Raw genomic sequence first — 23,132 nt, forward strand, 5'->3', positions numbered from 1 at the left:
AATTGATCCCAAGGCCTCCGATTACCTATGATCGTTCCATAATGAGAGAAAAATCGAAATACAAACGGATATTGATAAAGCTGAGCGGTGAAATAATGACAGGGGAGGAGGGAGTGGGAATAGATCCTGCGGCCTTGCGGGCGTTGGCTCAGGAGATCAAAGAGCTAGGGGAGTTAGGAATAGAAATGGTCTTGGTGATCGGGGGGGGGAATCTCATCCGGGGGGCACAGGCCGCTGATTATGGGATAGAGAGGGTGACAGCGGATCAAATGGGGATGTTGACCACCATCATCAACGGCCTTTCCTTAAGAGACGTGTTGGAGGAGGCAGGAGTTTCGACATCTTTACAATCTGCCTTGCCGGTAGGGGGGCTGGTGGCACCGTATGTGCGCGACCATGCCCTCAGGGACTTGAAGGAGAAGAAGGTGATCATCTTTGTAGGGGGGACAGGGAGCCCCTTCTTCACCACGGACACGGCGGCTTCCTTGCGGGCCCTTGAGTTAGGCTCAGAGATCATCCTCAAGGCCACTAAGGTAGATGGTGTATATGATTCTGATCCCCTAGAAAATCCAGCGGCAATAAAATTCAACCACATCTCGTACCAGGAGATATTGCAGAGGAGGTTGCAGGTAATGGATTTCACCGCCATCTCCCTTTGCATGGACAATCAACTTCCCCTTGTGGTCTTCAACATCGGGGCCAGGGGAAGCATGAAGAGGATAATCTTAGGGGGAAAAGAAGGGACATTGATAGGTAGGTGATCCTATGGAACCTAAGGTCATAAAAGAAAGTGAAGCTAAGATGAAGAAGACCCTCTCCTCCTTGGATAAGGAACTGGGGAAGGTGCGCACTGGCAGGGCCTCCTTGGCCCTCTTGGACGACATCAGGATGGACTATTATGGGGCTCCTACCCCCCTCAACCAGGTAGCCACCCTCTCGGTGCCTGAGAGCAGACTCATCGTCATTCAACCCTGGGACACCTCCACAATCGGTGAGATAGAAAGGGCGCTCTTGAAGTCTGAATTGGGTATGACCCCGGTAAATGATGGGAAGGTCATCCGCATCACCATCCCCAAGCTGACGGAGGAGCGTAGAAAAGAGTTGGTGAAGGTGGTCAAAAAGATGGGGGAGAACAGCAAGATCGGGGCGCGCAATATCAGGAGAGAGGCCATCGAAAGATTGCGCAAGATGGAGAAGGCGAAGGAGATCTCAGAAGATGAATTACATCAATGGCAAACCCAGGTACAAAAGATAACGGATAAATTCATCGGCCAGATCGATGAGTTGATTGAGGCCAAGGAAAAGGAAGTAATGGAGATCTAAAAGTAAGGAGGTGATAGAAGTGCCTTATGAGATCACTGATGAGTGTGTGGCCTGCGGGACCTGTGCCGAGGAGTGCCCCGCAGATGCCATAGAGGAGGGTGAGGACATATATGTTATAAAGCAGGATGAATGCACCGAATGTGGGACCTGTATGGAGGTCTGCCCAGTAGATGCGGTTATTGAAGTATAGGTAGGAGGGAGCAGAACGTTTCTGCTCCCTCTCCCTTTGCATTCATAAATAATTCCTCATTAGGACCACTCACGGCTTCCCTCATTGCAAAGCCCCAAGACTTATGTTAGATTTATCGGGAAGATATAGGTTTAAGCAAAAGGATTGGTTATTAGTTCAGGGAGTAACACACTGTACCCCTAAGTAATGACAGTTCAGGGAAGGAAGATGGAGAGGCTTGACCCGGGAAAGTTACCCCGCCACATAGCCATCATCATGGATGGGAATGGTCGTTGGGCACAGAAAAAACACCTCTCCAGGATCAAAGGGCATCAGAAGGGGCTCGAAGCAGTCAAAGAGGTGGTGGAGGCATGCGGTGAGCTCGGGATCAAGATCCTCACCCTTTATGCCTTTTCCAAAGAAAATTGGCGCCGCCCGCATAAAGAGGTAAATGAGCTGATGCGGCTCTTGCAAAGATATATGCTGGATGAGAGAGAGGAGCTTTTAAAGAAAAATATTCGTCTTAACGCCATTGGAGACTTAGAAGACCTCCCCACCCCTATCCTCCAGGCCCTCTTGGAAACGGTGGAAAGGACCCGTCACAAAGATGGCCTAACCCTCAATCTCGCCCTCAGCTATGGGGGGCGTTCAGAGATCGTTACCGGGGTCAAGAGGGTCGTTGAGGAGGTGGAAGAGGGAAAAATCAGCAAGGATGATATCACCCCGGAGACCTTCTCCAGATATCTCTTCACCAGGGACCTCACAGACCCGGATCTGTTGGTCCGCACCAGCGGGGAGTTGCGCATCAGCAACTTCCTCCTCTGGCAGATCGCCTATACAGAGCTCTACTTCACCAAGACCCTGTGGCCTGACTTCGGTAAGGAGGAGCTGATCCAGGCTTTGCTTGACTACCAGACAAGGGAGAGGCGTTTTGGTCTCACCACCTCTCAAATCCGGGAGGATTTTCCGCCTTGGTGAAATGAGGACTTATCAGCCCGATGGATTGGGAGCTTTGATGATGAAGAGGGTGTTCTCGGCATTGATTATAATTCCACCCCTGACGTTATTGATCATCTTCGGCCCTCACTATACCCTCTATATCATGGTTTCCGTGGCCGCCATCCTCGGACTCTATGAGTTTTATAATCTGGCCCTACCGGAACAGAGGGCAGCAGGAAAGATCGGCGGGGTTATCCTGGGAACAATCCTCTGCGGGGTCTTTCAGTGGGCCCCCTATGAGGCGGTCATCTCACTCCTAGGGGTGATCCTCTTGGTCCTTTTCCTTAGCTTTCCTCTCCTCTCCTCTGAGCTCTCCACCCTGCCGAACCGGATCGGGATCACCTTTTTCGGCATCGTCTACATCCCCTTTCTGCTGTCCTATGTAACCTTGATCAACAAATTGCCCGAAGGGATCCTCTGGGTCCTTTTGCTTGTAGCCACCGTATGGGCAGGGGACACCTTTGCACTCCTTATCGGCTCCTTTTGGGGGAGACATAAGCTTTGTCCCCGGATCAGCCCTAAAAAGACGGTAGAGGGGTTTTTTAGTTGTTTTATCGGCGCTATACTTTCTCTTTTTGCTTTTAAATCCCTGTTCCTTCCCGCATTGGCGACAAAGGATGCTCTTATCATTGGATCAGGCATCGCCCTCTTCGGGCAGTTGGGGGACCTCTCTGAATCGATGATTAAGAGGGGGGCCAAAGTGAAGGACTCAGGGGCCCTCATCCCTGGACATGGGGGGATGCTCGATAGATTGGACAGCTTCCTCTTCTCTTCCCCTTTTCTTTATTACTTTTTGGTCTATAAAATTTACCCTGGGGTATTATGAAGCGGTTGGCCATCTTGGGATCTACCGGATCCATCGGGGTTAATACCCTCGACATCGTGGGACGGTTCAGGGACGAATTTGATGTTCTAGCCCTTTCTGCCGGGACCAACCTGCCGTTGCTGCGCGAACAGATCAAAAAGTTCAAGCCCCAACTTGTCTCTGTCCTAAACCAAGAACTTGCCCAAACCCTCCAAAGGGATCTTCGGAGCGAAGGGGTGGAGGTAGTGTATGGACAAGAGGGACTCGTTCTTGTAGCCACCTTCCCAGGGGTGGAGATGGTGGTCTCGGCGGTGGTGGGTTCGGCAGGTCTCTTTCCGCTGCTTGCGGCCATCGAGGAGGGGAAGGATATCGCCTTGGCGAATAAGGAATCGATGGTGATGGCCGGTGAGATCATTGTAAAAAAGGCGCAAGAGAGGGGGGTGGATATCTTACCCATCGACAGTGAACACAGCGCCATCTTTCAAGCCTTGGGAGGAAAGAGGGGATGGGAAGAGGTAAGGAGGATAATTTTGACCGCCTCGGGGGGCCCTCTTTACTCCTTGCCCGCTGCGGGGTTACAAGGGGTAAGCCCCCAAGAGGCCTTGGCCCACCCTGTTTGGGAGATGGGCCCCAAGATCTCGGTGGATTCTGCCACCTTGATGAATAAGGGGTTGGAGGTCATCGAGGCCCACTGGTTCTTCCAGGTCCCCCCGGAAAAGATCGAGATCCTGATCCACCCCCAGGGGGTGATCCACTCCTTAGTGGAATTTGTGGATAGATCCATCATCGCCCAGCTCAGCATCCCAGATATGAAGATCCCCATCGCCTATGCCCTCTCTTATCCCAGGAGGTTGAAGGTGGATCTCCCCTCGCTGAACTTTGTTGAACTCGCCAACCTGACCTTCGCCCCCCCTGACTACGAGAAATTCCCTTCTCTGAGGTTGGCCTATCAGGCCTTAGAGAGAGGGGGGACCTTGCCGAGTGTGCTCAACGCCGCCAATGAGATGGCGGTAGATGCCTTTCTTCAAGGCAGGATCAGCTTTGATCAAATCCCGCAGGTGGTCGTGCGCACCATGGACGGGCACAGGGCGACCCCTTTGAAAGGGGTGGACGACGCCCTGCAAGCGGACCGGTGGGCCAGGGAAAAGGCCCTAGACTTCATCCAAAAGGTGTCCCGATGATCCATATTGTGGCCTTTTTGTTTGTACTGGGGGTATTGATTTTCGTCCATGAACTGGGGCATTTCCTCGTCGCCAAACTGGGGGGGGTAAAGGTGTTGAAGTTCTCCCTCGGCTTTGGCCCCAAGCTTATCGGCAAAAAAATAGGTGAGACAGAATATATGATATCCGCCCTCCCCCTAGGGGGATACGTAAAACTCTTTGGGGATGACCCCGGGGAAAAGGTCGCAAAAGAGGAAGAGGGGAGGGCCTTTCGCTATCAATCCGTGCGCAAGAGGATGGCCATCGTTGTGGCTGGACCCCTGGCAAACATGCTGTTCGCAGCCCTCATCTTCTCCTCGCTGTTCAGTGTGGGGATCCCTCAATTATCTCCCGTAGTGGGGAAGGTAGCAGACGGTTTTCCCGCCCAAAAGGCAGGGGTAAGGCCTGGAGATGTGATCTTAAAGGTGAACGAAAAGGAGATAGCCCAATGGTCCGATCTCCTCTCGGTAATCCCCAAGAGCGAGGGGGGGGAGCTTCAGTTGACCCTTAAGAGGGGGGAAGAGGTCATTAGAATAAGGGTCACCCCCCAGGCCGTAACGAAAAAAAACATCTTCGGCGAGGAAATCAAGACCTATCAGATCGGAATCATAGCGTCAGGGGAGGCCGTACTCAAAAGGGAGCCCGTCCACAAGGCGGTGGGCAAGGGTTTTCATCAAACCTGGTTTGTCAGCAAGCTGGTGGTGTTAAGCATCGTCAAGATCATACAGCGGGTCATCCCAGCCAAGACCATAGGAGGCCCCATCCTCATCGCCCAGATGGCCGGCAAGCAGGCCCAACAGGGTCTTCTTAACCTTATCTTTTTCACCGCGGTGTTAAGCATCAACCTGGGCATCTTGAACCTATTCCCCATTCCCATCCTCGATGGCGGTCACCTCCTCTTTCTGACCCTGGAGTCCATCATTGGGAGACCCTTAAGTATAAAGAAGCTGGAGTTGGCCCAGCAGATCGGTTTGATCATCATCATCCTGCTGATGGTCTTAGTATTCTACAACGATATCATGAGGATCCTTCCCCAAGGGACCAAGTGATGATGATCTTGGGGATCGATACATCGACCAGCTGCGGGAGCCTCGGGCTCATCGACGGGGACCAGGTAGTGGCCGAGTACAACCTTAATAGGGAGGAGACCCACTCCGCGCGTTTGATCCCTTCTATCCAGGTCCTCCTGAAGGGAGCCAAGTTGGATATCAAAGATGTAGATGGACTGGCCGTCTCCCTGGGGCCGGGTTCCTTTACCGGGCTCAGGGTAGGGCTGAGCACCGTCAAGGGGCTGGCCCTGGCGGCTGAAAAGCCGGTGGTCGGTGTTCCCACCCTGGACGCCCTCGCCCACAATCTCCCCTTCACCCCCTATCTGATCTGCCCCTTTCTGGATGCTAGAAGGGGGGAGGTCTACACCGCCCTGTACAAAGATGAGGGAGGGGGGAGGGTGAAGAGGCTGACCCCTTATCAGGTCCTCTCACCCTCCATTATGCTTGAGGAGATCCCCCCCAAGGAGACGATCTTCCTCGGTGATGGGGTCAGGGTCTATGGTGAGCTCATCAAGGAGAGGTTGGGTGAGAGGGCCTTCTTCGCCCCACCTCACCTGAGGTTTCTCCGCGGGACGATGGTGGCCGAGCTGGGCCTGCAGCGCATCATGGAGGGGGAGAGGGATGATATCTCCTCCTTGGTACCCATTTATGTTAGGCCATCTGATGCCGAGATCCGTTGGGTGAAGAGAAAAGGGTTGAATAACTTTAAAGGAAATCGCATCTAATTAATCAAGATCACCTTGGAAGAACAGGAGCTGGTAAAGAGGGTACAGGGGGGGGAGAAAGAGGCCTTTAAGGATCTGGTGGCCCCCTATCAAAGGAAGATTTACTCATTTCTCTACGGTATGGTATGGGATCGGGAGGACGCCTTGGAACTGACCCAGGAGGTGCTCATCAAGGCCTATCGATCCATTAGGGGTTTCCGGATGGCCTCCTCTTTTTATACCTGGCTTTACCGGATCGCCGTAAACCTCGCCCTCGACTTTCGTCGCCATAGGATGGCGACCCCCGGGGTGAAGGAAGCGGTTGACCCTCCAGAGAAAGGGGGCCCTGACTCCTGCCTTATGCGTAATGAGCTTAGAGAACAGATCCTAAAGGCCATGGCCCAACTACCCCCTCAACACCGGGCGATCATCCTTTTAAGGGAGGTGGAGGGGCTGTCCTATAAGGAGATCTCAGAGGTAATGGGTTGCCAATTAGGGACAGTGATGTCCAGGCTTCACTACGCCAGGGAGGGGTTGCGCCGGTGCCTCGCATCTTATCTGAAGGGGGAGGGTTAGATGCCGGGCTGCAAGCATTTCACCCCTCGTTTGGAGATGTATTTGGATGGAGAACTTCCTCCCGTGGAGAGGGACTCCGTAGAGGGACACCTGCGGGTTTGTCCTCGCTGCCAAAAGGAGCTGGAGGACCTCTGCGCTCTGCGTGAACTCCTGACAGGGGCGGTGGAGGAGAGGGTGACCGACGCGCAACTCCAAGCAGTATGGGAAGGGGTATGGGAGAGGTTGAGGATCCCCTCCTTGAGGCAGAGAGTATGGTGGCCTGTAAGGGACCTCTTTTTCCCCCTTCGACCCCTTAGGACCCTCGCCTGGGGGACGGCCTTACTGGTCATCCTCTTGCTCACCCTCCCCTTGGTGACGTCCACTCCATCACCACCTGTTGTTGTGGAGTCGGTGGAGAGCGAGGACCCTGTGATGATCTTCCAGGGGGAGGAAGGGCTAACGATTATTTGGCTCTTCGAGACAGAAGAAGGAAAGGAGGAGATAGGGTGAAAAAGGTAGTCTCTCTGGGCCTCTTAAGCATGCTTTTTTTTCTATTTTACCCATCGTTTGCCTTAGGGGGGGAGGTACAGATAGGGATTAGGGTTATCCTTGCCTCACATAAAGGGAAGGGCGTGGATACAGGCCTGCAGGATATCCAAGAAAAATTAAGCACTTTGTTCAATTATTCATCTTATCGACTTCTGCAAGAGCGCTCCTTCCTCCTTGCGCAAGGCCAGGTAGGTCAACTCCCCTTGACCAAAAAAAAGGATCTGCGTATCAGACTCATCCAAGAACAAGAGGGAACTGTGGAGATCGCTGTAGAGATCCTGCGGGAGGGGAGAGTGATCTTTAAGACCAAGGCCAAACTCAAGAAGGGGGGGACCTTCCTCATCGGCGGGCCAAGACATAAAGAGGGGGTTCTGATCCTGGCCATATCGGCCCAGGGCCCCTGATCCCCTTATGCAAAGATATCCTCTTAGCCCTCTCGGCGTGAGAGGAGGATGGCGTACTCGAAACCATCCACCAAGGCCAAGAAAGAGGCCTTGTTGATGTTCTCGGAGAAGGCCTGCACCCGCCAGACATCCTTTCCGTTGCTGAAGGTAATCTGGACCTGCACACGGGCCTCCGTACCCGAGTGTGGGTCGAAAATCTGGGAACTGAAATCAACCAACCTCACCCGCTCCAGTTCAGGGAAGAGGGGGGTGAGGGACTTCTTTAGGACCTTGGCCAGGGCATCCACCGGTCCCACACCAGTGGATGCCTCGTGCATCTGCCTGCCATCGGCCCGCAGGATGATAGTCGCCCACGATCTCAAAGGGAGGAGTATAATCTTGCAGAGCCCTCAGGGTATTAAGGGCCTTGGTAGCGTCTTCTATGTGGAGCCTAACCATCACCCTCTTTGTACATAAAGAGAAGGGGGGATCTCTTCCATCCCCCTCCCTAGTTTTGCTCACTCTTTTGGCCCCTCTACTTTTTCCGTTTGCTCGGATGGCAGCCGGTACATTTGGTAGTGGGCCCTGTCTTTTTCCCTTGGGCCTTCAACGCCTTATGGCATCCCTGGCATTGTTTGTGATAGGCCCTCTTAGTACTCAGTTTCTTTCCCTCTGCCTTTTCTTTGTGACATGCGGCGCACTTCTGGGGTGTCTTCCTTTCCGCCTTCTTCCACGTGTGGTGACATTCGGTGCAGGCTATCTTGTACGTCTCCGCATGTTTCTTGTGGGAGAGGGTCACCGGCTTCTTCAGGTCTCTAGCGTATTTATTCTCAATTTTGACCATTTCGGGTCCTGCTAGGGCGATGCTGAGGACCCCCCCTGCCAAGAATGCCGCCGCTACAATCAGATAAGACCATCTCTTCATCTTCCACCCCCCTTTCTTTTTAAGGTCACAGCAAGATTTATAATGCCAGACCCCCTCTTGTCAAGGGATTTTTTCACTTATATTGACGGAATTTCCTCCCTTTTATTCATCTGGCCTTGATCTTTTGGGTGTCTTAACCATAGAGATCAAGGGAGCGCCTCTTCAGGTTTTCCAAGACAAAGGGATAGGCCTCCAGATATTCCACCTCTAGCTCTTCCGGTCTGATGAAAAGTTCCTTTAATCTTTCGCTGATCTTTTCAATCCCCTTTGGTCCGAAGAGCTCAAGCATGATGGCGGGCCAGGCCTCAACCCCGAACTCCAGCAATGTCTTCAAACCCCTCAGGGGTAGTTCAAAATACCTACCCTCTGCACCACTTATCCTCTCAAAGCTCTCCTTGTCCCACCCTTTTAAGGAGATCCTCACCTGCAGTCGATGGAATTGGGAGAGTCTCTGGGCGAACTCCGGCCTTGCGCCTATAAAGAGGCCATTGGTCTCCAAGATAAACTCCATTCTTGGGTCTACTTTGCTGATCTCTTCCAGCACACCCGAGAGGTGGTCAAAAGACCTCTCTCCCAGGATAGGCTCTGCCCCGCTTAGCCTTATCCTGTTGAAACCCTTTCTTTTGGCAATGGCCGAGAGCCTCTTGGCGATCTCCGTAGGATTGTAATACCAGCCTTCACATTCGGATGGTCTTAAGTTCCTGTTGTAATTCCAGCAATAGGCACAGAGAAGATTACACCCAACCAGGTCGGCGGTGGCGATCCCCCCATAATATCGGGCCGGCCTAAGTCTGTAGTACTTTCTCCTCAGGCCCTTCATTACCAGATCCTCAACCTCTTTTGCCCTCTGAATGGGATCGAAAGGAAGCTTTAGCATTGTATATCTAGGAGGTTTTCTGCGATCTCCATGGCCATAGATCTATTCGGCTTTGAGACAAGGTAAGGATGCTGCCTCTTTTTGGTCATCAATCTTGATAGACACTAGATATCATAAAGCAGCACAGAGAGACAAGGAGAGTTTTGGCTTGACAAATACCTGCATAAAGTTTAATATAGAAAAAAATGTTCTATATGCAGAATTATTTAATTGAATAAAGAGGGTACCAAAAAGGACACTAAGGGAGTGAAATCAGGGTATACATCATTGGTACCGGCGGTGGAGCAGGCGGGAAAAATTCTTGTTTGCCTGGCGCAAGGGCCGTCTTTCAAGATGAGGTTGACCGATATCTGCAACCACGTTGATATCCACAAAAGTAAGGGCTACTCGATTTTAAACACGCTACAAAAGTTTGGTTTTGTGCAAAAAGATCCTGAAGCCAAAACGTACTCGCTGGGACCTGGATTAATCTCTCTATCTCGGAGGGTTTTGGATAACCTGGATTACCAGGAAGTTGTGGCCCCTTTTCTCGGGACGCTTGCTAAGCAGACAAAGAGTACGGCCCTATTCGGCGTGATAGCTGACGGACACCTTTTTGTAGTCGCGAAACGCGAAGGTAACCAGGATATCGGTATAACGATTCGATTGGGCCATAGGTTTCCCATCACCTGGGGAGCACACGGCAAGGCCATTGTTGCGTTTCTGCCTGATGTGGAAAGGGAGAGAATTATGGCAGGTGAAAAGCTCTACTTCCATGGTGATGTGTCCCAGTTGGATCGGGACCGACTGCAAAAAGAGCTTGCTGCCTGTAGGCGGTCGGGGTTTGCGGTGGACAGGGGTGAGTTAAGTCCTGGCATCAATGCTGTTGCGTCTCCTGTCTTTGGTTCGCATGGGAAATTAATTGGTTGCCTGTTTGTCATCGGAACCTTTCCTGCGTCTTTGATTCAGCAGTATGGTTCAATGGTAGCTGAGAGTGCCAGAAAGATTTCTTACGCCCTCGGCGCAGATGTTGAGCAGATTTATCATCATGTACCTATGGATGATGGATAGGCATCCCTTTTAAACTAAAAAATTATGTCTAAGGGGGGAGACGTGACTGAATTTAAATATTCTAATGTTGAACGTGAGATGGAGGTGTACGGGTATGATTCTGTCGTGAAAAGCCACTGTCGCATGTGTCACGGAGGTTGTGGCGTTTTGGTCTATGTCAAAGATGGGAAAGTGGCAAAAATTGCTGGTGATCCTAACTGCCCAATAAATCATGGCACGCTCTGCAGCAAAGGAATTGCATCGGCGCAATTAGCCTACCATCCAGATCGACTTACCTACCCTGTCAAACGAGTTGGTCCAAAGGGGAGCGGTAATTGGGAGCGTATTTCGTGGGGCGAGGCCTTGGATATGATTGCAGAGCGGATATTGACCTATAAAGAAACGTTTGGGGCTGAGTCGATTGTCATGGGGTATGGAACAGGGAGGGAGAACGAAGCGGTAATCTATCGCTTTGCCAACATCTTAGGTACTCCCAATGTGCTGACGGCAGGACATTTCTGCTACGGTCCGCGAATAGCCACCAGTATTATTACCTGTGGCTCGAATCCTCTTGTGGATTACGAGAATCATCCGAGGTGCCTTATGGTATGGGGCAACAACGTGGTGATCAGTAACCCGGATGAATATAAGGGGGAACCATTTTCAGTCAGTCTTGATGCAGGGGCGAAACTCATTGTTGTTGATCCCAGACTGACACGTATTGCAGCCCGTGCGGACATCTGGCTACAACTCAGGCCGGGAACGGATACGGCGCTAGCCCTCGGTATGGCCAATGTCATTGTTTCCGAAAAACTGTATGACAAAGAGTTTGTCGAGAATTATGTCCACGGCTGGGAGCCCTTTGTAGACCGGGTGAGTGAATACCCATTGGAGAGGGTGGAAGAGATCACCTGGGTTTCGAAAGAGAAGATCAGAGAGGCAGCCCGACTCTTTGCTACCACCAAACCGGCAGCTATCCAATGGGGGGTGGCCATTGAGCAGCAGATAAACTGCGCAGACAACAATCGGGCACTGATGGTGCTCATGGGGATCACCGGAAATATCGATGTTCCGGGTGGACAGGTACTCTTCGGGGCACCGAAAATACTTAATGTCGGTGAATTCGGTGCCCACCGCATGTTGTCCAAGGAGCAAGCGGTGAAACGATTAGGCGGCGATTGGTTCCGTCTTGCCGGCAACTTTGCCATTATCAACCCCAAGTGTGTATGGGATGCCATCCTTGAAGAAAAACCGTATCCAGTGAAGATGCTCTTTTTCATCAGCTCAAATCCTGTGATGACTCGTGCCAATGCAAGAGAGGTGTACAAAGCTCTTGAAAAGGTCGAATTCATGGTTGTGTCTGACTTCTTCATGACGCCAACGGCCGAATTGGCGGACATTGTGTTGCCTGCGGCTACCTGGTTAGAGATGGACTATATCGGGGACTTTTGGAAGCGGCATGGTTACCTGTTGCCTCGGCGAAAGGTTATTCAGGTGGGTGAGTGCCGCTCCGATCATGAGATGCTCAATGACCTCGCCCATCGAGTAGGGCAGGGTGAATACTGGTGGGACACCTTTGAAGGAGGCCTGGATTACATTTTGGAACCGATGGGTATCACGTGGCAGGATTTCAAAAAGATGGATTACCTACGAGGAGAGGTGAAGTATCAGAAATACAAGGAGAAGGGATTTTCGACGCCCACCCGTAAATTCGAGCTGTACTCAACGCTGCTGGAAAAATGGGGCTACGATCCTCTTCCCCAGTACCATGAAATGCCTGAAAGCCCGGTCAGTACCCCTGAAGTTTACAAAGAGTACCCGTACATCCTTATCACAGGCATGAGGATGCCTGGGTTTTTCCATACCGAAAATCGTCAGGTGCCGTGGCTGCGGGAGCTTCACAGGGAGCCTATGGTTGAGATTCACCCTGAGACGGCAGCAAAGGAGGGAATTAAGGAGGGAGATTGGGTTACCATCGAATCCCCGCGTGGTAGAGTCAGGCAGCGAGCCAAGCTCTTCGCCGGTATAGATCCGCGGGTTGTGGGCGCTCAGCATGCGTGGTGGTTTCCTGAGAGAAAAGACCCTGGCCACGGTTGGGATGTATCGAACATCAACATTTTAACGGACAATGCCTATGAAATATGCGACCCTGCGATGGGGGCAACGAATGTGCGGGTGCTTTTATGCAAGATCTATCCTGAGATGAAAGAAGGAGAAAAGTCATGAAACAATATGCTCTGGTTATCGATCATGAAGCCTGCTGGGGGTGTAAGGCCTGTGAGGTAGCGTGCAAACAGGAAAACCATGCTGCTGACGGGGTCAAGTTAATTTCTGTCTCAGAAGATGGGCCCAAGATGGTCGATGGCAAGCTGGAATTTGTTTTTCGGGTTAATGTCTGTAGACACTGTGACGAGCCTCCCTGCGCGGATGCCTGTCCTGAAGAGGCAATCATCAAAAGAGAAGATGGTATTGTGGTGATGGATTATGAAAAATGCACAGGGTGCCAGTTATGTATTGAGGTATGCCCTTACGATGCCATTGCCTTTGACGCTGAGGAGGGTATTGCACAGAAATGCAACCTCTGCTACCAGCGGGTGGATAAGGGGCTGTTGCCTGCGTGCGCCGACAACGTCTGCCTGGCCCATTGTATCCATTTTGGAGATCTGGAGGAGATTAAGCAAAGAATAGCGAAGAATGTATGAGGTGAGATCGGTTTGATCGGCAAATAATCGGCTTGGGGTCCATCAACCTCAGAACCCTCCTGTGCAACATCTATAAGGCAGAGGAGGGGAGATAGCTTAAAGGTGCTAATGACCCTGGTTCGTAAGCATGAAGGTCGCCGTGGCCGTGGCCGCCACCTGACCATCTCCGTCCTTTACCGCCGCCTCCACCTTAAAGAGCCTCTTTTTCTGTATATTGATTTTGGCCTCGGCGAGCATCTCCCCATCCCTCACCGGGGCCTTGTACTTTATCTCCAGCCTTACAGTGGAATATCTTACTCCTGGTCCCACCAAGGAGAAGACGGCCACCGCCATGGCAGTATCCACCAGTGAGGCGATGACGCCCCCATGGATCTTCCCCGCAGGGTTGGTGAACTCATCTCTATAGGGCATCCTCACCCTGGCAAATCCCTCCCCGATCTCCAGGATCTCCATATGCATGTACTTCTCAAAGGGGGCGACCTTAAAAGACCTTTTCTTCATAATGGATCCTCTTTAAAGACCCTTGCATCTTTTCAAACGGCTGTCAACACATATAAGTAAAAATAATATCAGCCCCCCCAATCCTCCATCATCACCTGAAAGGCCCGCTGCCCGCCTCTGAGTACTCCAGCGTATCCACCACCAGGATACCCCCATGCGCTGGCCAAATAAAGCCCTTTGATGGGAGTCCGGTTGCTGATCCGATTCATATAGGCGTTGTCCATGGACTGCTCAAAGCCATAGATGGCCCCTTCAGCATTCCGGGTGTAATGCCAGTTTGTCAGGGGTGTAGCCGCTTCCTTGACCTCAATCATCGAGGAGAGTCCGGGTACTAACTCCTTTTCAGCCCTGCGGATGAGGATATTGGTCCATCGCTCCTTTTCCTTGTAATAGGCTTTCTTGCACCCTGCCCGGTAATCTGCCTCAAATTTTCGCCATGGTTTAAACCCGCACAGAAATAAGATCATCAGACTGGATGTCCCCGGCCTGGAGTAACCTTTGAAGATATTATCGTAGATGCTGACGCTGAAGGGACCCTTGTCGACCTCTCCCATTAGGTAGGATTGATAATCGGCCTCCGCTCCTCGACCTGAAGCCACGTGGGTACTGAATCCTTTTATCTTTCCCCTTAATTCTCGGTTCAACCCAAGCCATACAATAAAGGTTGAGATACTGGGACGGTATCCTTCTAGCTCTCTTAGGTAATCGGGTGGAACAACCTTCCGAGGTAACATCTCTTTGAACGTGGTAAGTGCGCTGGCGTTGCTGACCACAGCCCGGGCAGGCAAGACCTTCCCTCCTGATATAACCACCCCCTGCGCGGCCCCATCCTTGACCAAGATCTTTTGCGCTAAGGTTTCGTACAGGATCTTTCCACCAGATTTTTCGATCACGTCGGCCAATGCATAGCTCAAGTCTTGGGAACGGTTTTTAACGTAGTAGGAACCGTTCTTGAGGTAGCCTCCGGTGGCATTTGCATAGTAGAACCCGGAGAGCCTGGATGGTGGCAGACCGTAATAGCCCCACAGGGCGGCCAAAACATCTTGGAGCGCAGGCTCTTTGACATATTCGTTCATCAGCTCAGCTAGGGTCTTGTCCCGAACATTCCACATCTTGCGATACTGAATCGGGAAGATGACCCTGAAGATGCGCTTGTACAATCTCCCTTTTTGGTGATAACTGTTAGTTTCTTCGGCAATGCCGATCATTTCTTGGACAAAGCCTCGGATGCCCTCGGTTTCATCGGGAAAGTGCTTGGCCAAGAGGCGAATGTATGCCTCCGGGTCTTTCTGGGGAACCGAAATATCCAGGTCAGGGGTCTTCAGACGGTAGACCTCAGGGAGTTGGGCCAACTGCAGTTTATCCAGGACACCTACATCTCGCAGGATGCGTGCCGGGGCATTATTGTTGATCGAGGTTCCGTGCAGGGATACCTCGAATGTAAACTTTCCTCCAGCCCTGTCAAAGGAGGTGGCATAGCCTCCTGGGACATTGTGTTGCTCAACTACGGTTATCGGAATCCCTTGCCTGGCCAGATAGGCCCCGCAACACAGCCCGCCCAATCCAGCCCCGATGATCACGGTCGGATACTCACTCTTGGGGCCCATCTTAGCGGCATAGGCCGTGATCCTTTTCCAATCCAGGGCAAAGGATGCAGCGGTTATGGCTGAAATGGTGAGAAAGGAACGTCTGGATATCTTTTTGTTGAGCATGCTATTACCTCCTTTCAAACAAAAAGGTTAACGTGAAATCTGCTGCCTAATCTATACCGGCTACCTTTTGGGAAATCAAAGGGTTCTCTTTTATCCGCTGCTATATGGTGTTGCTCGCCCATAAAGGTCTAGGGTTAGCAAGGTGAAGAAAATACCCAAGCCTGTATGAATATAGATTTCACTGGTTGTGCGTTCCCTAACTGCTTGGATTAACCATCTTCCATTAATAACACATATAACAGCACAAATACTGACACAAAGAATGTACCTATACATCTTTTTTACCTCCTTTTATGGATCTTTTTCTCACCCCATCTCCCCTCCTGGATCTCCTCCTGTACCTTTCTCTGAAAAAGTCTGGTCAGGATATAGGTTCGAAGTTCTTTGGCCCCCTTGGCAAGTCGGGAGGTGATCTCGACCCCAGGGCCTATCTCCTTTCCAGCAATAATCTTGTTCCTCAGTGCCATCTCCTCTTCGATGATCTTCTCCCCACATTTGGGATAAAATACCAGATCCTTCAGATCTATACCTACAGAAAGGGCCATTGATAAACGTATCCCTGCCTTCAGGTCCTCCTCATCATATCTCTTCTCACCCTTTACGCTTAAAGGAAGGAGCAGCTCCAATCTCTCTGCCTCCTCCAGTTTTTCTTTCCCTAGGCCGGTCTTTTCTAAAAATTCTTCTTCTGTGTAGGCCTTCTCCTTGATTTCGTTTCGATGAAATATAAGAGCATCAAGCTCTAAGAGGGAATCTAGATCCGCACCGGCCTCCATCTTCTCTAAAAAATCCTTGATCCTGGATAAAGGGAAAAACCTTTTTTCCTGAAGCTCTTTGATTAAGCGGATCCTGTCGATGTAATCCTCGCTATAGTAGGCCATATTCTTACTGGTCTTAACCGGTGGGGGGAGCAACCCCTCCCGGACATAGTATAAGATGGTAGACTTTGACACCCCTGTCCTTTCAACCAGCTCAGCCATCTTCATCAGCCTTTTCTCCCTTAATTTAGTCATTCCCTAAAGAATACTTAGTATAAAGTGCCACTTACCACTTATTACAAACATTGTCAAATCAGGAAATAGCTTACCTAGACCAAAATTTTTCAAAAATGTAGGAGTAGTGAGTAAATAAAGGATCTAATCTTTTAAATTGACAAAATTTATTAGATTTTATGTGGTATACATGGCCCAGTCGTTACGAATTGAAAATCTTTGTGTCGCTCATCCCCCTTTTTCCGCCAGGTAGATGAAGACATCCTCCAGACTGGGGGGAACTGCCTCTAATTCAAGGACGGAGACCCCCGCCTCCTCGAGAGTTTTGCGGATTTCCTCCTGAGTGGGGACGTCTGCCTCGGTGAGGATATGTAGACGGCGACCGAAGGGGGAGACCTCTGCTATGCCCGGGATCTGGCGCAGGATATCAGTGGCCTTGGTGATCTCCTCTACTTCCAGTTCATAGACCCTTCCGGGTATCTTCTGCTTTAACCGGGTGGGGGTCTCTGTGGCGACCAGCCTCCCGTTGAAGATCATCCCGAGCCGGTGGCACTGTTCCGCCTCCTCCATATAGTGGGTGGTCACCAGCACCGCAGTTCCTTGGGAGGAGAGGTTATAGATCAGCTCCCAAAAGGCTTGACGGGCCGCCGGGTCCACCCCAGAGGTCGGCTCATCCAGAAAGAGGACCTCCGGGCGGTGCAGCACGGCACACCCCAGGGCCAGTCGCTGTCTCCACCCGGTGGGGAGGTTCTCTACCAAAAGGCCTTCTTTCCCGGATAAAGCGATCATCTCCATCACCTCGTCGAGGCGCTCCCTAAAGTGCCCCTCAAGGAGACCATAGATCCCCGCATAGAGTGAGAGGTTCTCCCAGACGGTCAGATCCCTATAGAGGGAGAAGCGCTGAGACATGTAGCCGATCCGGCTCCGTATCCTTTCGGGATCCTCGGCCACATCCACCCCTGCCACCAGGGCCCGGCCTGCAGTGGGGGGGAGGATGCCACAGAACATCCTGATGGTGGTCGTCTTGCCAGCGCCGTTGGGGCCTAAGAAACCAAATACCTCCCCCTGGGAGATGGAAAAGGAGACCTCATCCACCGCGACGAAATCCTCGAACTTTTTGGTGAGCCCTTCTGCTACAATCGCCTCCATCTCTCCCTCTAATCTAATTTCTTATGGAATCTTTTTATGCTTATCCCCAAAAAAATCGGCCCGGCAATGGTCAGGAACAAGAGCTGGGGCCACAACACAGCTATCCCCACACCCTTGAGGAAGACCCCCCTCACGATGACCAGGAAGTAGGTCATCGGGTTGATGTAGGCAAGCCAGCGCACAATAGCAGGTATGTTGTAGACGGGAAAGACAAACCCAGTAAGCAACACTGAGGGCATGAAGTAGAAGAAGACCCCCATCAGGGCCTGTTGCTGGGTCCGGGAGATGGTGGAGATGAGGATGCCTATACCGAGGGCAGTGATCAGGTAGAGGACGGCAGAAATGGCCAACAGAAGGACATCACCCTGAAAGGGGATCCGAAACCAGAGGGTCCCCACCACAAAGATCAAGGCGAGGTTGATCAGTCCCAAAAGGAAGAAGGGGAGGGTCTTGCCGGCGATCAGCTCGGCCGGCCGAAGGGGGGTGACGATAAGCTGTTCCATGGTCCCCACCTCCCACTCCCTCACGATAGAAAAGGAGGTCAGGATCAGGGAGATAAGGGTGAGCAACAGGGCGATGACCCCGGGGACGAAGAAGTTGCGGCTTTTAAGGTCGGGGTTGAACCAGATCCTGATCTCCGGCCTTATCCGGGGGGAACGCCTCCCTGTGGTTATCTTTTTATTGAGGGGGGGATGCCTCTCCTTGAGCTTTTGAAGGTAGGCGGCGATTATCCTGTTCCCATAGGATACCGCTGTGGAGGCCACGATTGAGTCGGTCCCCTCCACGATCATCTGCAGATCAGCAGGTCGACCCCTTTGTAGGGCACGAGAGAAGTCCTCGGGGATGACCAGGATGACCTGGACCTCTCCTTTGTCTAAAAGGGGTTCTGCTGTGCGGGGCTCTCTTACCCTTTTCACGATCTGGAAGTAACCGGTGGCCTGAAAGGCGTCGACGAGGCCACGGCTGATGCTGGTGTCGCAGCGGTCACAGACTACTGTGCGGATGTCGTGTACATCGGTATTGACGGCGTAACCGAAGAGGATGAGTTGAATTAAAGGGGCGCCGAAGATGAGCATCCGCATCCTCTTATCCCGGAGGGCCTGCCTGATCTCCTTTTGAAAAAGGGCCTTTATACGCTGCAGGCTCATCTCCTTCGCTCCTTGATCTGACGGGGGACTTGTCGGGCGGCAAGCCACAGGACAAAGATAGCAAAGGCCAAAAGCAGAAGGAGGGGGGGGTAGAGTATGGAGAGACCGATACCTTTGAGGAAGATCCCCTTAAGGGCATGGATGAGGTAGCGGGCTGGGACGAGATAGCTTATACCCTGAAGGGGGATGGGCATATTGCGGATCGGAAAGACAAAGCCGGAAAGGAGTAGGGCAGGGAGATAGGTGGTGATGATGGCCATCTGCGTGGCCAAGGTTTGCCTCTTCGCCACACCGGAGATAAATATCCCCAGACCCATGGCACCAATGGTGAATACTGAGGCAAAGAGATAGATGAGGGGGATGCTCCCCCTGATGGGGATCTGAAAGATGAAGCGGCTGGCCAGAAGGAGGATGGAGATATTGATCATCCCCATGGCGAAGTAAGGGGTCATCTTTCCAATGACCACCTCTATTGGCCTGAGCGGCAGGGAGAGGAGAGTCTCCATAGTACCGGTCTCCCACTCCCTGGCCAGGGTGAGGGAGGTCAGCAGGGCCGCAATGATCATCAGGATGACAGCGATCAGGCCGGGCACGATGAAATTCCGGCTCTCCATCTCCGGGTTGAACCAGACCCTTATTGCCAGATCTACCGGAATTTCTACCCACCGAAGGGCCTTTTCTTGCTGAAGGGAGAGGTTATACCTTTCCATGATACCCTGGATATAGCCCATGGAGATGCCGGCTGTGGTAGAATCGCTGCCATCGAGAATAAACTGGACCTGGACCTCTTGACCCCTGTCCAGACGTTTGCCGAAATCGGGCGGGATGACCATGGCCACTAGGGCCTCTCCCTGGTCGAGATCCCTGATGAGCTCGGGGTATCCTCCCCTGAGGGCGATGATACGGTAGTAAGGGGAACCCCGAAAGGCGCAGATTAGGGTCCGACTGGCCGGGGTGCGATCCTGATCCCAGATTGCCAGGGGGATGTTCCTCACATCGTAGGAGAGGGAGGACCCAAATAGGATCAAGAGCAGAAAAGGCAGGAGGAAGGCGAGCCCCAGGCTCCGTTTGTCCCGGAGGATAAGGAGGGTCTCTATGTAAGCAAGGGCGGTGCTGCGGCGAAGGGCCTCAGGCAACATGGCCCCTTTTCTCCAAGATAAAATAGAGGTCCTGAACAATGGGGATGGTCTTCTTTAATTGGACACCTTCCGCGTAGAGCTCCTTTAATATCTCCTCCAGTTCCCCCGAATCGAGGGCCCCTTTTTCGCAGACCAAGTGGATATGGTCGCCGCTGAGAAAGGAGACGGGTAGGGGAAGGCGCTCCCGCAGGCGGCGCAGCAGACCCCTGATCTCTGGGGCGTAGATGTCGCATGTGGCATAAGGAAAGAGTGCCCGCAGCCCCCGAGGATCCAGCACTTCCAGGATCTTCCCCTCCTGTAGGAAGGCGATGCGATGGCACCTCTCGGCCTCCTCCAGATAAGGGGTGGAAATGAAGATCGTGACCCCTTCGGAGGAGAAGGAATGGAGTGTGTTCCAGAACTCCCGGCGGGAGATGGGATCTACCCCTATGGTGGGTTCGTCGAGCAGGAGGATCTTGGGTTGATGGATCAGGATGCAGGAAAGGCCCAACTTTTGCCTCATCCCCCCGGAGAGCTGGGCTGCCCGGCGATCCTTAAAGGGTCCAAGGCCGCTGAAACGATAGAGCCCTTCTGTCCTGTCCTGAAACTCCCTTCTTCCTAACCCGTGGATGCGGGCCACAAAGCGGAGGTTCTCCTCAACGGTGAGGGCCCCATAGAGGCCGAAGGTCTGTGGCATATACCCCACGGCACTGCGGATCTCCTCGTATGCACTGATGGCGTCGATGCCGTGTACATAGATCTCCCCCTCTGTGGGCTCCAGGATGCCGGCGATCATCCGGATCAGGGTGCTTTTGCCAGCCCCATCCGGGCCGATCAGTCCGAAGACCTCCCCCTCCTCTATGGAGAGGTCGACCCCTCCAATGACTTCATGATCCCCAAAACGCTTCTTCAGGCCCCTTACCTGGATGATGGCCATCACCTATTCCTCCAGGCGCAAGTAGACATCTATTGGCATCCCTGGCTTCAGGATCCCCTCTTTATTGGCGAGATAGACCCTAGCCTCGTAGACAAGCTTGACGCGCTCTTCACGGGTCTGCACGTTTTTTGGGGTGAACTCCGCCTCCTTGGCAATGTAGCGCAGGATTCCGGGGAATCTTCGCTCAGGATAGGCATCGGTCATTACCGAGGCCCCCTGTCCAAGGCGTACCTTTCCGATATCCCTCTCCCCGATATAGACCCGGACCCAGGGGCGCTGCAGATCTCCTATGGTCATCAGCACCATCCCAGGAAAGACCACCTCCCCTACCTCCACATTCCTCTCCAAGACCACTCCGGTGATGGGGCAAGAGAGGTGGGTCTTCTTTAGTTGCAACTGGAGGGTTTCGATCCTGGCCTGGACCTCGTCCTGCCTGTGCAGGGAGGCGGTATAGGTCTCCTTGGTGACTTCATAAGCGGTCTTGACGGCATCAAAACTGCTGGCGGAGATCGCCTTGGCCCGATAGAGTTGGAGGTTTCTCTTGAACTCCCGCCGGGCGTTTTCCATCTTGACCCTGTTCAACGAGATCTCGGCCTCGATGGCCCTCTTGGCAGCCGTGGCCTCCCGGAGCTTTGCCTTCAGGTCGCTCCCCTGCAGGTCGAGCAAGGGGTCGCCCTCCGTTACCTGATCACCCTCCCGGTGATAGAGGGCCACTACCCTTGCCGAGAGCTCCGGTGAGATCTCCACCTCAGTGACCTCCATCGTCCCTGAGAGGAGGAGTTGTCCTGGACCACCACGGTCTCGGTAATAGAAGAAATAATAAAAGAGGGCACCCAGCATGAGAAGGATGACAATTAGGAGAACGATCTTTTTTCTCATCTTATTCCTCCACCGCTCTGTAGCTTTGCAGTCGAAATGAGGATTTTTGGCCCCTAAATCGCATTAAAATGAGGAGGACACATACAATAGATAATCAATGGTTAATGTAGGGGCCATTATGCGGCTTTTAAGGCGGGTTGTAAAGGCACTTAAATGTATTAATATATGTTACGAAATTATTTTGTCATATTAACTATACTCCGGCAGTAAAAAGGCCCCTTTTGTGGGGGCCGGTTTATCAAAGGTGTTTTGTATGTTTAACCCTGATTTTCTAAATCGAATTAAATGTCAGGGGCCGAACCCCATTGTCTTCCTAAGCCGTACGATGGGAGGATTTGTTAGGCAATTTTGAGATTGCGTGGAGCAGGTGCACCACGAAGTAAGCCTTCAGTACTCAAATCTTCGTCAATATCAGGCCAGTGAATTCCGTAACCACCACCGCATATTTCCCAATAGGGACATCCCTTATAAGACTCTATTCTTTTCAAGGGATAAATATCCTGATGCTCAACATGGATTTTTAAACCTTTATTATAAAAAATGGTCCAAAATGGCAATCAGTGAAGCTTTGAACTTCTTACGCAACCCACACAAACAGCAAAACGAAGGAAGTGAAAATGATGACGATGTGGATTATATCAAATAAAGGTGGTAGACAAACTAATAGATGATCCGTGAAAGCAGGTACACCAAGGCAGGCAAAGCCTGATACCCCTGAAATCCTCATCATGTCATCTGCACTCCATCAAAAGTATGGAGTAGAATTTAATCTTCTCTTGACTTCGTCGAGTCTATTCCTTTAAATTGCTAACACAATGATTTAAGATGTCATTCCAGAGATCCTGGCAATCAATATGGGCTTGCCGTGCTTATCCCAAGCGGGAAAGCTTTTCTTCATGGCTTTCTACATTTTCGGATTATACAAAAATATTTCTATGCAAAAGAGAGAAAACAAATCAAAGTAAAGACATTCAATAGTACACGACCTGCATCATTATCATTCGCCTATTGACGCTTTTCTTTGCCCTCTTCAGGAAGTAGGCCTTTTAATTTTGCTCCCGCCACCAGGCCCCAGGGACCGGTCAGCATCATGTTACCCCCTGGGGAGGCCCAGTTGGGGGTTGTCCTCTTCCTCCCTCCCCCTTTGGTAGACGAGGATGTCCTGGGTCCCGGCCCCGATGTCGATGGCCAGGATCTGGGGAGAGATCCTCATTCCTCTTCCTCCACGGCCTCCAGCTTCTTTTCTCTCCTTTCCAATATTAGCTTCATGTGGCAATAGGAGCAGTAGATCTCTTCCCCTTCTTTCTCATCCCCATCTAATGGGATCTCCGCATCACAAAAGGGGCAAGTTACCTCCCTTTGTCTCATCTTCATATCCTCCTGTCTCCGATGACTTTGGTTTAAAATGTGATAAATTCCATGCGTAAGGGG

At 51.9% G+C, this 23,132-nt stretch carries 26 protein-coding genes and 1 pseudogene; 14 read left to right on the forward strand and 13 right to left on the reverse strand.

All coding sequences use genetic code 11. The annotated features are described in order from the left end of the window. Positions 1 to 41: 41 nt before the first annotated feature. From pyrH to JRI46_01630, 11 genes are all read left to right on the forward strand, one after another. Positions 42 to 761 carry a UMP kinase gene (gene pyrH / locus JRI46_01580; protein MBW2038279.1) on the forward strand — a complete coding sequence of 240 codons (720 nt, stop codon included), beginning with the start codon at positions 42 to 44 and terminating at the stop codon, positions 759 to 761. A 4-nt stretch (positions 762 to 765) separates the two neighbouring features. Further along, positions 766 to 1,323: a ribosome recycling factor gene (frr, locus tag JRI46_01585; protein ID MBW2038280.1), complete on the forward strand. Its 558-nt coding sequence runs from the start codon at positions 766 to 768 to the stop codon at positions 1,321 to 1,323. A 19-nt stretch (positions 1,324 to 1,342) separates the two neighbouring features. Beyond that, positions 1,343 to 1,513 carry a 4Fe-4S binding protein gene (locus JRI46_01590; protein MBW2038281.1) on the forward strand — a complete coding sequence of 57 codons (171 nt, stop codon included), beginning with the start codon at positions 1,343 to 1,345 and terminating at the stop codon, positions 1,511 to 1,513. A 186-nt stretch (positions 1,514 to 1,699) separates the two neighbouring features. Next, a complete protein-coding gene (locus tag JRI46_01595; GenBank protein ID MBW2038282.1) occupies positions 1,700 to 2,470 on the forward strand; it encodes an isoprenyl transferase in 771 nt (256 codons plus the stop codon). Between the two features lie 37 nt (positions 2,471 to 2,507). Continuing rightward, positions 2,508 to 3,317 (forward strand): phosphatidate cytidylyltransferase, encoded by an 810-nt coding sequence (locus tag JRI46_01600; GenBank protein ID MBW2038283.1) that lies wholly within the window; start codon positions 2,508 to 2,510, stop codon positions 3,315 to 3,317. Next, entirely contained in the window at positions 3,314 to 4,477 is a 1,164-nt protein-coding gene (locus tag JRI46_01605) for a 1-deoxy-D-xylulose-5-phosphate reductoisomerase (GenBank protein MBW2038284.1), read from the forward strand. Before JRI46_01600 ends, JRI46_01605 begins: the two co-directional genes overlap by 4 nt. Continuing rightward, on the forward strand, positions 4,474 to 5,544 hold the full coding sequence (rseP, locus tag JRI46_01610; GenBank protein MBW2038285.1) for an RIP metalloprotease RseP: 1,071 nt from the start codon (positions 4,474 to 4,476) through the stop codon (positions 5,542 to 5,544). The genes JRI46_01605 and rseP overlap by 4 nt, the downstream gene beginning before the upstream one ends. Then, positions 5,544 to 6,269, forward strand: a complete 726-nt coding sequence (tsaB, locus tag JRI46_01615; GenBank protein ID MBW2038286.1) for a tRNA (adenosine(37)-N6)-threonylcarbamoyltransferase complex dimerization subunit type 1 TsaB — start codon at positions 5,544 to 5,546, stop codon at positions 6,267 to 6,269. The genes rseP and tsaB overlap by 1 nt, the downstream gene beginning before the upstream one ends. A 15-nt stretch (positions 6,270 to 6,284) precedes the next feature. Beyond that, a complete protein-coding gene (locus tag JRI46_01620; GenBank protein ID MBW2038287.1) occupies positions 6,285 to 6,824 on the forward strand; it encodes a sigma-70 family RNA polymerase sigma factor in 540 nt (179 codons plus the stop codon). Beyond that, positions 6,825 to 7,313, forward strand: a complete 489-nt coding sequence (locus tag JRI46_01625) for a zf-HC2 domain-containing protein (protein ID MBW2038288.1) — start codon at positions 6,825 to 6,827, stop codon at positions 7,311 to 7,313. It abuts the gene before it with no gap. Continuing rightward, on the forward strand, positions 7,310 to 7,756 hold the full coding sequence (locus JRI46_01630) for a hypothetical protein (GenBank protein MBW2038289.1): 447 nt from the start codon (positions 7,310 to 7,312) through the stop codon (positions 7,754 to 7,756). The genes JRI46_01625 and JRI46_01630 overlap by 4 nt, the downstream gene beginning before the upstream one ends. A gap of 23 nt (positions 7,757 to 7,779) precedes the next feature. On the opposite strand, the gene JRI46_01635 is transcribed toward JRI46_01630, so the two are convergent. The 3 genes from JRI46_01635 to JRI46_01645 all read right to left on the reverse strand — a co-directional run bounded on the left by JRI46_01635 (position 7,780) and on the right by JRI46_01645 (position 9,480). Then, complete coding sequence (locus tag JRI46_01635) at positions 7,780 to 8,118, reverse strand: hypothetical protein (GenBank protein ID MBW2038290.1); 339 nt, start codon at positions 8,116 to 8,118, stop codon at positions 7,780 to 7,782. Between the two features lie 152 nt (positions 8,119 to 8,270). Next, the gene (locus JRI46_01640; GenBank protein ID MBW2038291.1) at positions 8,271 to 8,660 is read right to left on the reverse strand and encodes a cytochrome c3 family protein; all 390 of its coding nucleotides are present in this window, start codon (positions 8,658 to 8,660) and stop codon (positions 8,271 to 8,273) included. Between the two features lie 133 nt (positions 8,661 to 8,793). Further along, complete coding sequence (locus tag JRI46_01645; protein ID MBW2038292.1) at positions 8,794 to 9,480, reverse strand: radical SAM protein; 687 nt, start codon at positions 9,478 to 9,480, stop codon at positions 8,794 to 8,796. A gap of 303 nt (positions 9,481 to 9,783) precedes the next feature. Here JRI46_01645 and JRI46_01650 point away from each other — a divergent pair, with 303 nt between their 5' ends. Genes JRI46_01650 through JRI46_01660 form a run of 3 tightly spaced genes read left to right on the forward strand, consistent with a single transcriptional unit; the run spans position 9,784 to position 13,268 of the window. Then, complete coding sequence (locus JRI46_01650) at positions 9,784 to 10,587, forward strand: IclR family transcriptional regulator (protein ID MBW2038293.1); 804 nt, start codon at positions 9,784 to 9,786, stop codon at positions 10,585 to 10,587. A gap of 42 nt (positions 10,588 to 10,629) precedes the next feature. Next, a complete protein-coding gene (locus JRI46_01655; GenBank protein ID MBW2038294.1) occupies positions 10,630 to 12,792 on the forward strand; it encodes a molybdopterin-dependent oxidoreductase in 2,163 nt (720 codons plus the stop codon). Continuing rightward, complete coding sequence (locus JRI46_01660) at positions 12,789 to 13,268, forward strand: 4Fe-4S binding protein (protein MBW2038295.1); 480 nt, start codon at positions 12,789 to 12,791, stop codon at positions 13,266 to 13,268. The genes JRI46_01655 and JRI46_01660 overlap by 4 nt, the downstream gene beginning before the upstream one ends. A 105-nt stretch (positions 13,269 to 13,373) precedes the next feature. Here the strand turns inward: JRI46_01660 and JRI46_01665 are convergent, their stop codons facing one another. The 10 genes and pseudogenes from JRI46_01665 to JRI46_01710 form a co-directional block, all read right to left on the reverse strand. Further along, positions 13,374 to 13,769, reverse strand: coding sequence for a PaaI family thioesterase (locus tag JRI46_01665; protein ID MBW2038296.1), 396 nt, complete (start codon positions 13,767 to 13,769; stop codon positions 13,374 to 13,376). Positions 13,770 to 13,837: 68 nt separating this feature from the next. After that, positions 13,838 to 15,481, reverse strand: coding sequence for an NAD(P)/FAD-dependent oxidoreductase (locus JRI46_01670; protein MBW2038297.1), 1,644 nt, complete (start codon positions 15,479 to 15,481; stop codon positions 13,838 to 13,840). A 281-nt stretch (positions 15,482 to 15,762) separates the two neighbouring features. Next, entirely contained in the window at positions 15,763 to 16,464 is a 702-nt protein-coding gene (locus JRI46_01675; protein MBW2038298.1) for a MerR family transcriptional regulator, read from the reverse strand. Positions 16,465 to 16,698: 234 nt separating this feature from the next. Continuing rightward, positions 16,699 to 17,619, reverse strand: coding sequence for an ABC transporter ATP-binding protein (locus JRI46_01680; protein ID MBW2038299.1), 921 nt, complete (start codon positions 17,617 to 17,619; stop codon positions 16,699 to 16,701). 8 nt (positions 17,620 to 17,627) lie between these two features. Continuing rightward, on the reverse strand, positions 17,628 to 18,767 hold the full coding sequence (locus tag JRI46_01685; protein ID MBW2038300.1) for an ABC transporter permease: 1,140 nt from the start codon (positions 18,765 to 18,767) through the stop codon (positions 17,628 to 17,630). Then, positions 18,764 to 19,906 carry an ABC transporter permease gene (locus JRI46_01690; GenBank protein MBW2038301.1) on the reverse strand — a complete coding sequence of 381 codons (1,143 nt, stop codon included), beginning with the start codon at positions 19,904 to 19,906 and terminating at the stop codon, positions 18,764 to 18,766. The genes JRI46_01685 and JRI46_01690 overlap by 4 nt, the downstream gene beginning before the upstream one ends. Beyond that, positions 19,896 to 20,822 carry an ABC transporter ATP-binding protein gene (locus tag JRI46_01695; protein MBW2038302.1) on the reverse strand — a complete coding sequence of 309 codons (927 nt, stop codon included), beginning with the start codon at positions 20,820 to 20,822 and terminating at the stop codon, positions 19,896 to 19,898. Before JRI46_01695 ends, JRI46_01690 begins: the two co-directional genes overlap by 11 nt. 3 nt (positions 20,823 to 20,825) lie before the next feature. Continuing rightward, on the reverse strand, positions 20,826 to 21,701 hold the full coding sequence (locus JRI46_01700; protein ID MBW2038303.1) for an efflux RND transporter periplasmic adaptor subunit: 876 nt from the start codon (positions 21,699 to 21,701) through the stop codon (positions 20,826 to 20,828). 338 nt (positions 21,702 to 22,039) lie between these two features. Beyond that, a pseudogene (locus JRI46_01705) lies at positions 22,040 to 22,153 on the reverse strand (DUF2442 domain-containing protein). Between the two features lie 757 nt (positions 22,154 to 22,910). After that, complete coding sequence (locus JRI46_01710) at positions 22,911 to 23,069, reverse strand: hypothetical protein (protein MBW2038304.1); 159 nt, start codon at positions 23,067 to 23,069, stop codon at positions 22,911 to 22,913. Between the last annotated feature and the right edge of the window lie 63 nt (positions 23,070 to 23,132).

The sequence above is a fragment of the Deltaproteobacteria bacterium genome (genome assembly GCA_019308925.1).
Classification (GTDB): domain Bacteria; phylum Desulfobacterota; class B13-G15; order B13-G15; family RBG-16-54-18; genus JAFDHG01.

Coding starts and splice junctions, on each gene's coding strand:
- pyrH (MBW2038279.1), top strand. CDS start 42: ATGAGAGAAAAATCGAAATACAAACGGATATTGATAAAGCTGAGCGGT.
- frr (MBW2038280.1), top strand. CDS start 766: ATGGAACCTAAGGTCATAAAAGAAAGTGAAGCTAAGATGAAGAAGACC.
- JRI46_01595 (MBW2038282.1), top strand. CDS start 1,700: ATGACAGTTCAGGGAAGGAAGATGGAGAGGCTTGACCCGGGAAAGTTA.
- JRI46_01600 (MBW2038283.1), top strand. CDS start 2,508: ATGATGAAGAGGGTGTTCTCGGCATTGATTATAATTCCACCCCTGACG.
- JRI46_01605 (MBW2038284.1), top strand. CDS start 3,314: ATGAAGCGGTTGGCCATCTTGGGATCTACCGGATCCATCGGGGTTAAT.
- rseP (MBW2038285.1), top strand. CDS start 4,474: ATGATCCATATTGTGGCCTTTTTGTTTGTACTGGGGGTATTGATTTTC.
- tsaB (MBW2038286.1), top strand. CDS start 5,544: ATGATGATCTTGGGGATCGATACATCGACCAGCTGCGGGAGCCTCGGG.
- JRI46_01625 (MBW2038288.1), top strand. CDS start 6,825: ATGCCGGGCTGCAAGCATTTCACCCCTCGTTTGGAGATGTATTTGGAT.
- JRI46_01640 (MBW2038291.1), bottom strand. CDS start 8,660: ATGAAGAGATGGTCTTATCTGATTGTAGCGGCGGCATTCTTGGCAGGG.
- JRI46_01645 (MBW2038292.1), bottom strand. CDS start 9,480: ATGAAGGGCCTGAGGAGAAAGTACTACAGACTTAGGCCGGCCCGATAT.
- JRI46_01660 (MBW2038295.1), top strand. CDS start 12,789: ATGAAACAATATGCTCTGGTTATCGATCATGAAGCCTGCTGGGGGTGT.
- JRI46_01665 (MBW2038296.1), bottom strand. CDS start 13,769: ATGAAGAAAAGGTCTTTTAAGGTCGCCCCCTTTGAGAAGTACATGCAT.
- JRI46_01670 (MBW2038297.1), bottom strand. CDS start 15,481: ATGCTCAACAAAAAGATATCCAGACGTTCCTTTCTCACCATTTCAGCC.
- JRI46_01675 (MBW2038298.1), bottom strand. CDS start 16,464: ATGAAGATGGCTGAGCTGGTTGAAAGGACAGGGGTGTCAAAGTCTACC.
- JRI46_01680 (MBW2038299.1), bottom strand. CDS start 17,619: ATGGAGGCGATTGTAGCAGAAGGGCTCACCAAAAAGTTCGAGGATTTC.
- JRI46_01685 (MBW2038300.1), bottom strand. CDS start 18,767: ATGAGCCTGCAGCGTATAAAGGCCCTTTTTCAAAAGGAGATCAGGCAG.
- JRI46_01690 (MBW2038301.1), bottom strand. CDS start 19,906: ATGTTGCCTGAGGCCCTTCGCCGCAGCACCGCCCTTGCTTACATAGAG.
- JRI46_01695 (MBW2038302.1), bottom strand. CDS start 20,822: ATGGCCATCATCCAGGTAAGGGGCCTGAAGAAGCGTTTTGGGGATCAT.
- JRI46_01700 (MBW2038303.1), bottom strand. CDS start 21,701: ATGAGAAAAAAGATCGTTCTCCTAATTGTCATCCTTCTCATGCTGGGT.
- JRI46_01710 (MBW2038304.1), bottom strand. CDS start 23,069: ATGAGACAAAGGGAGGTAACTTGCCCCTTTTGTGATGCGGAGATCCCA.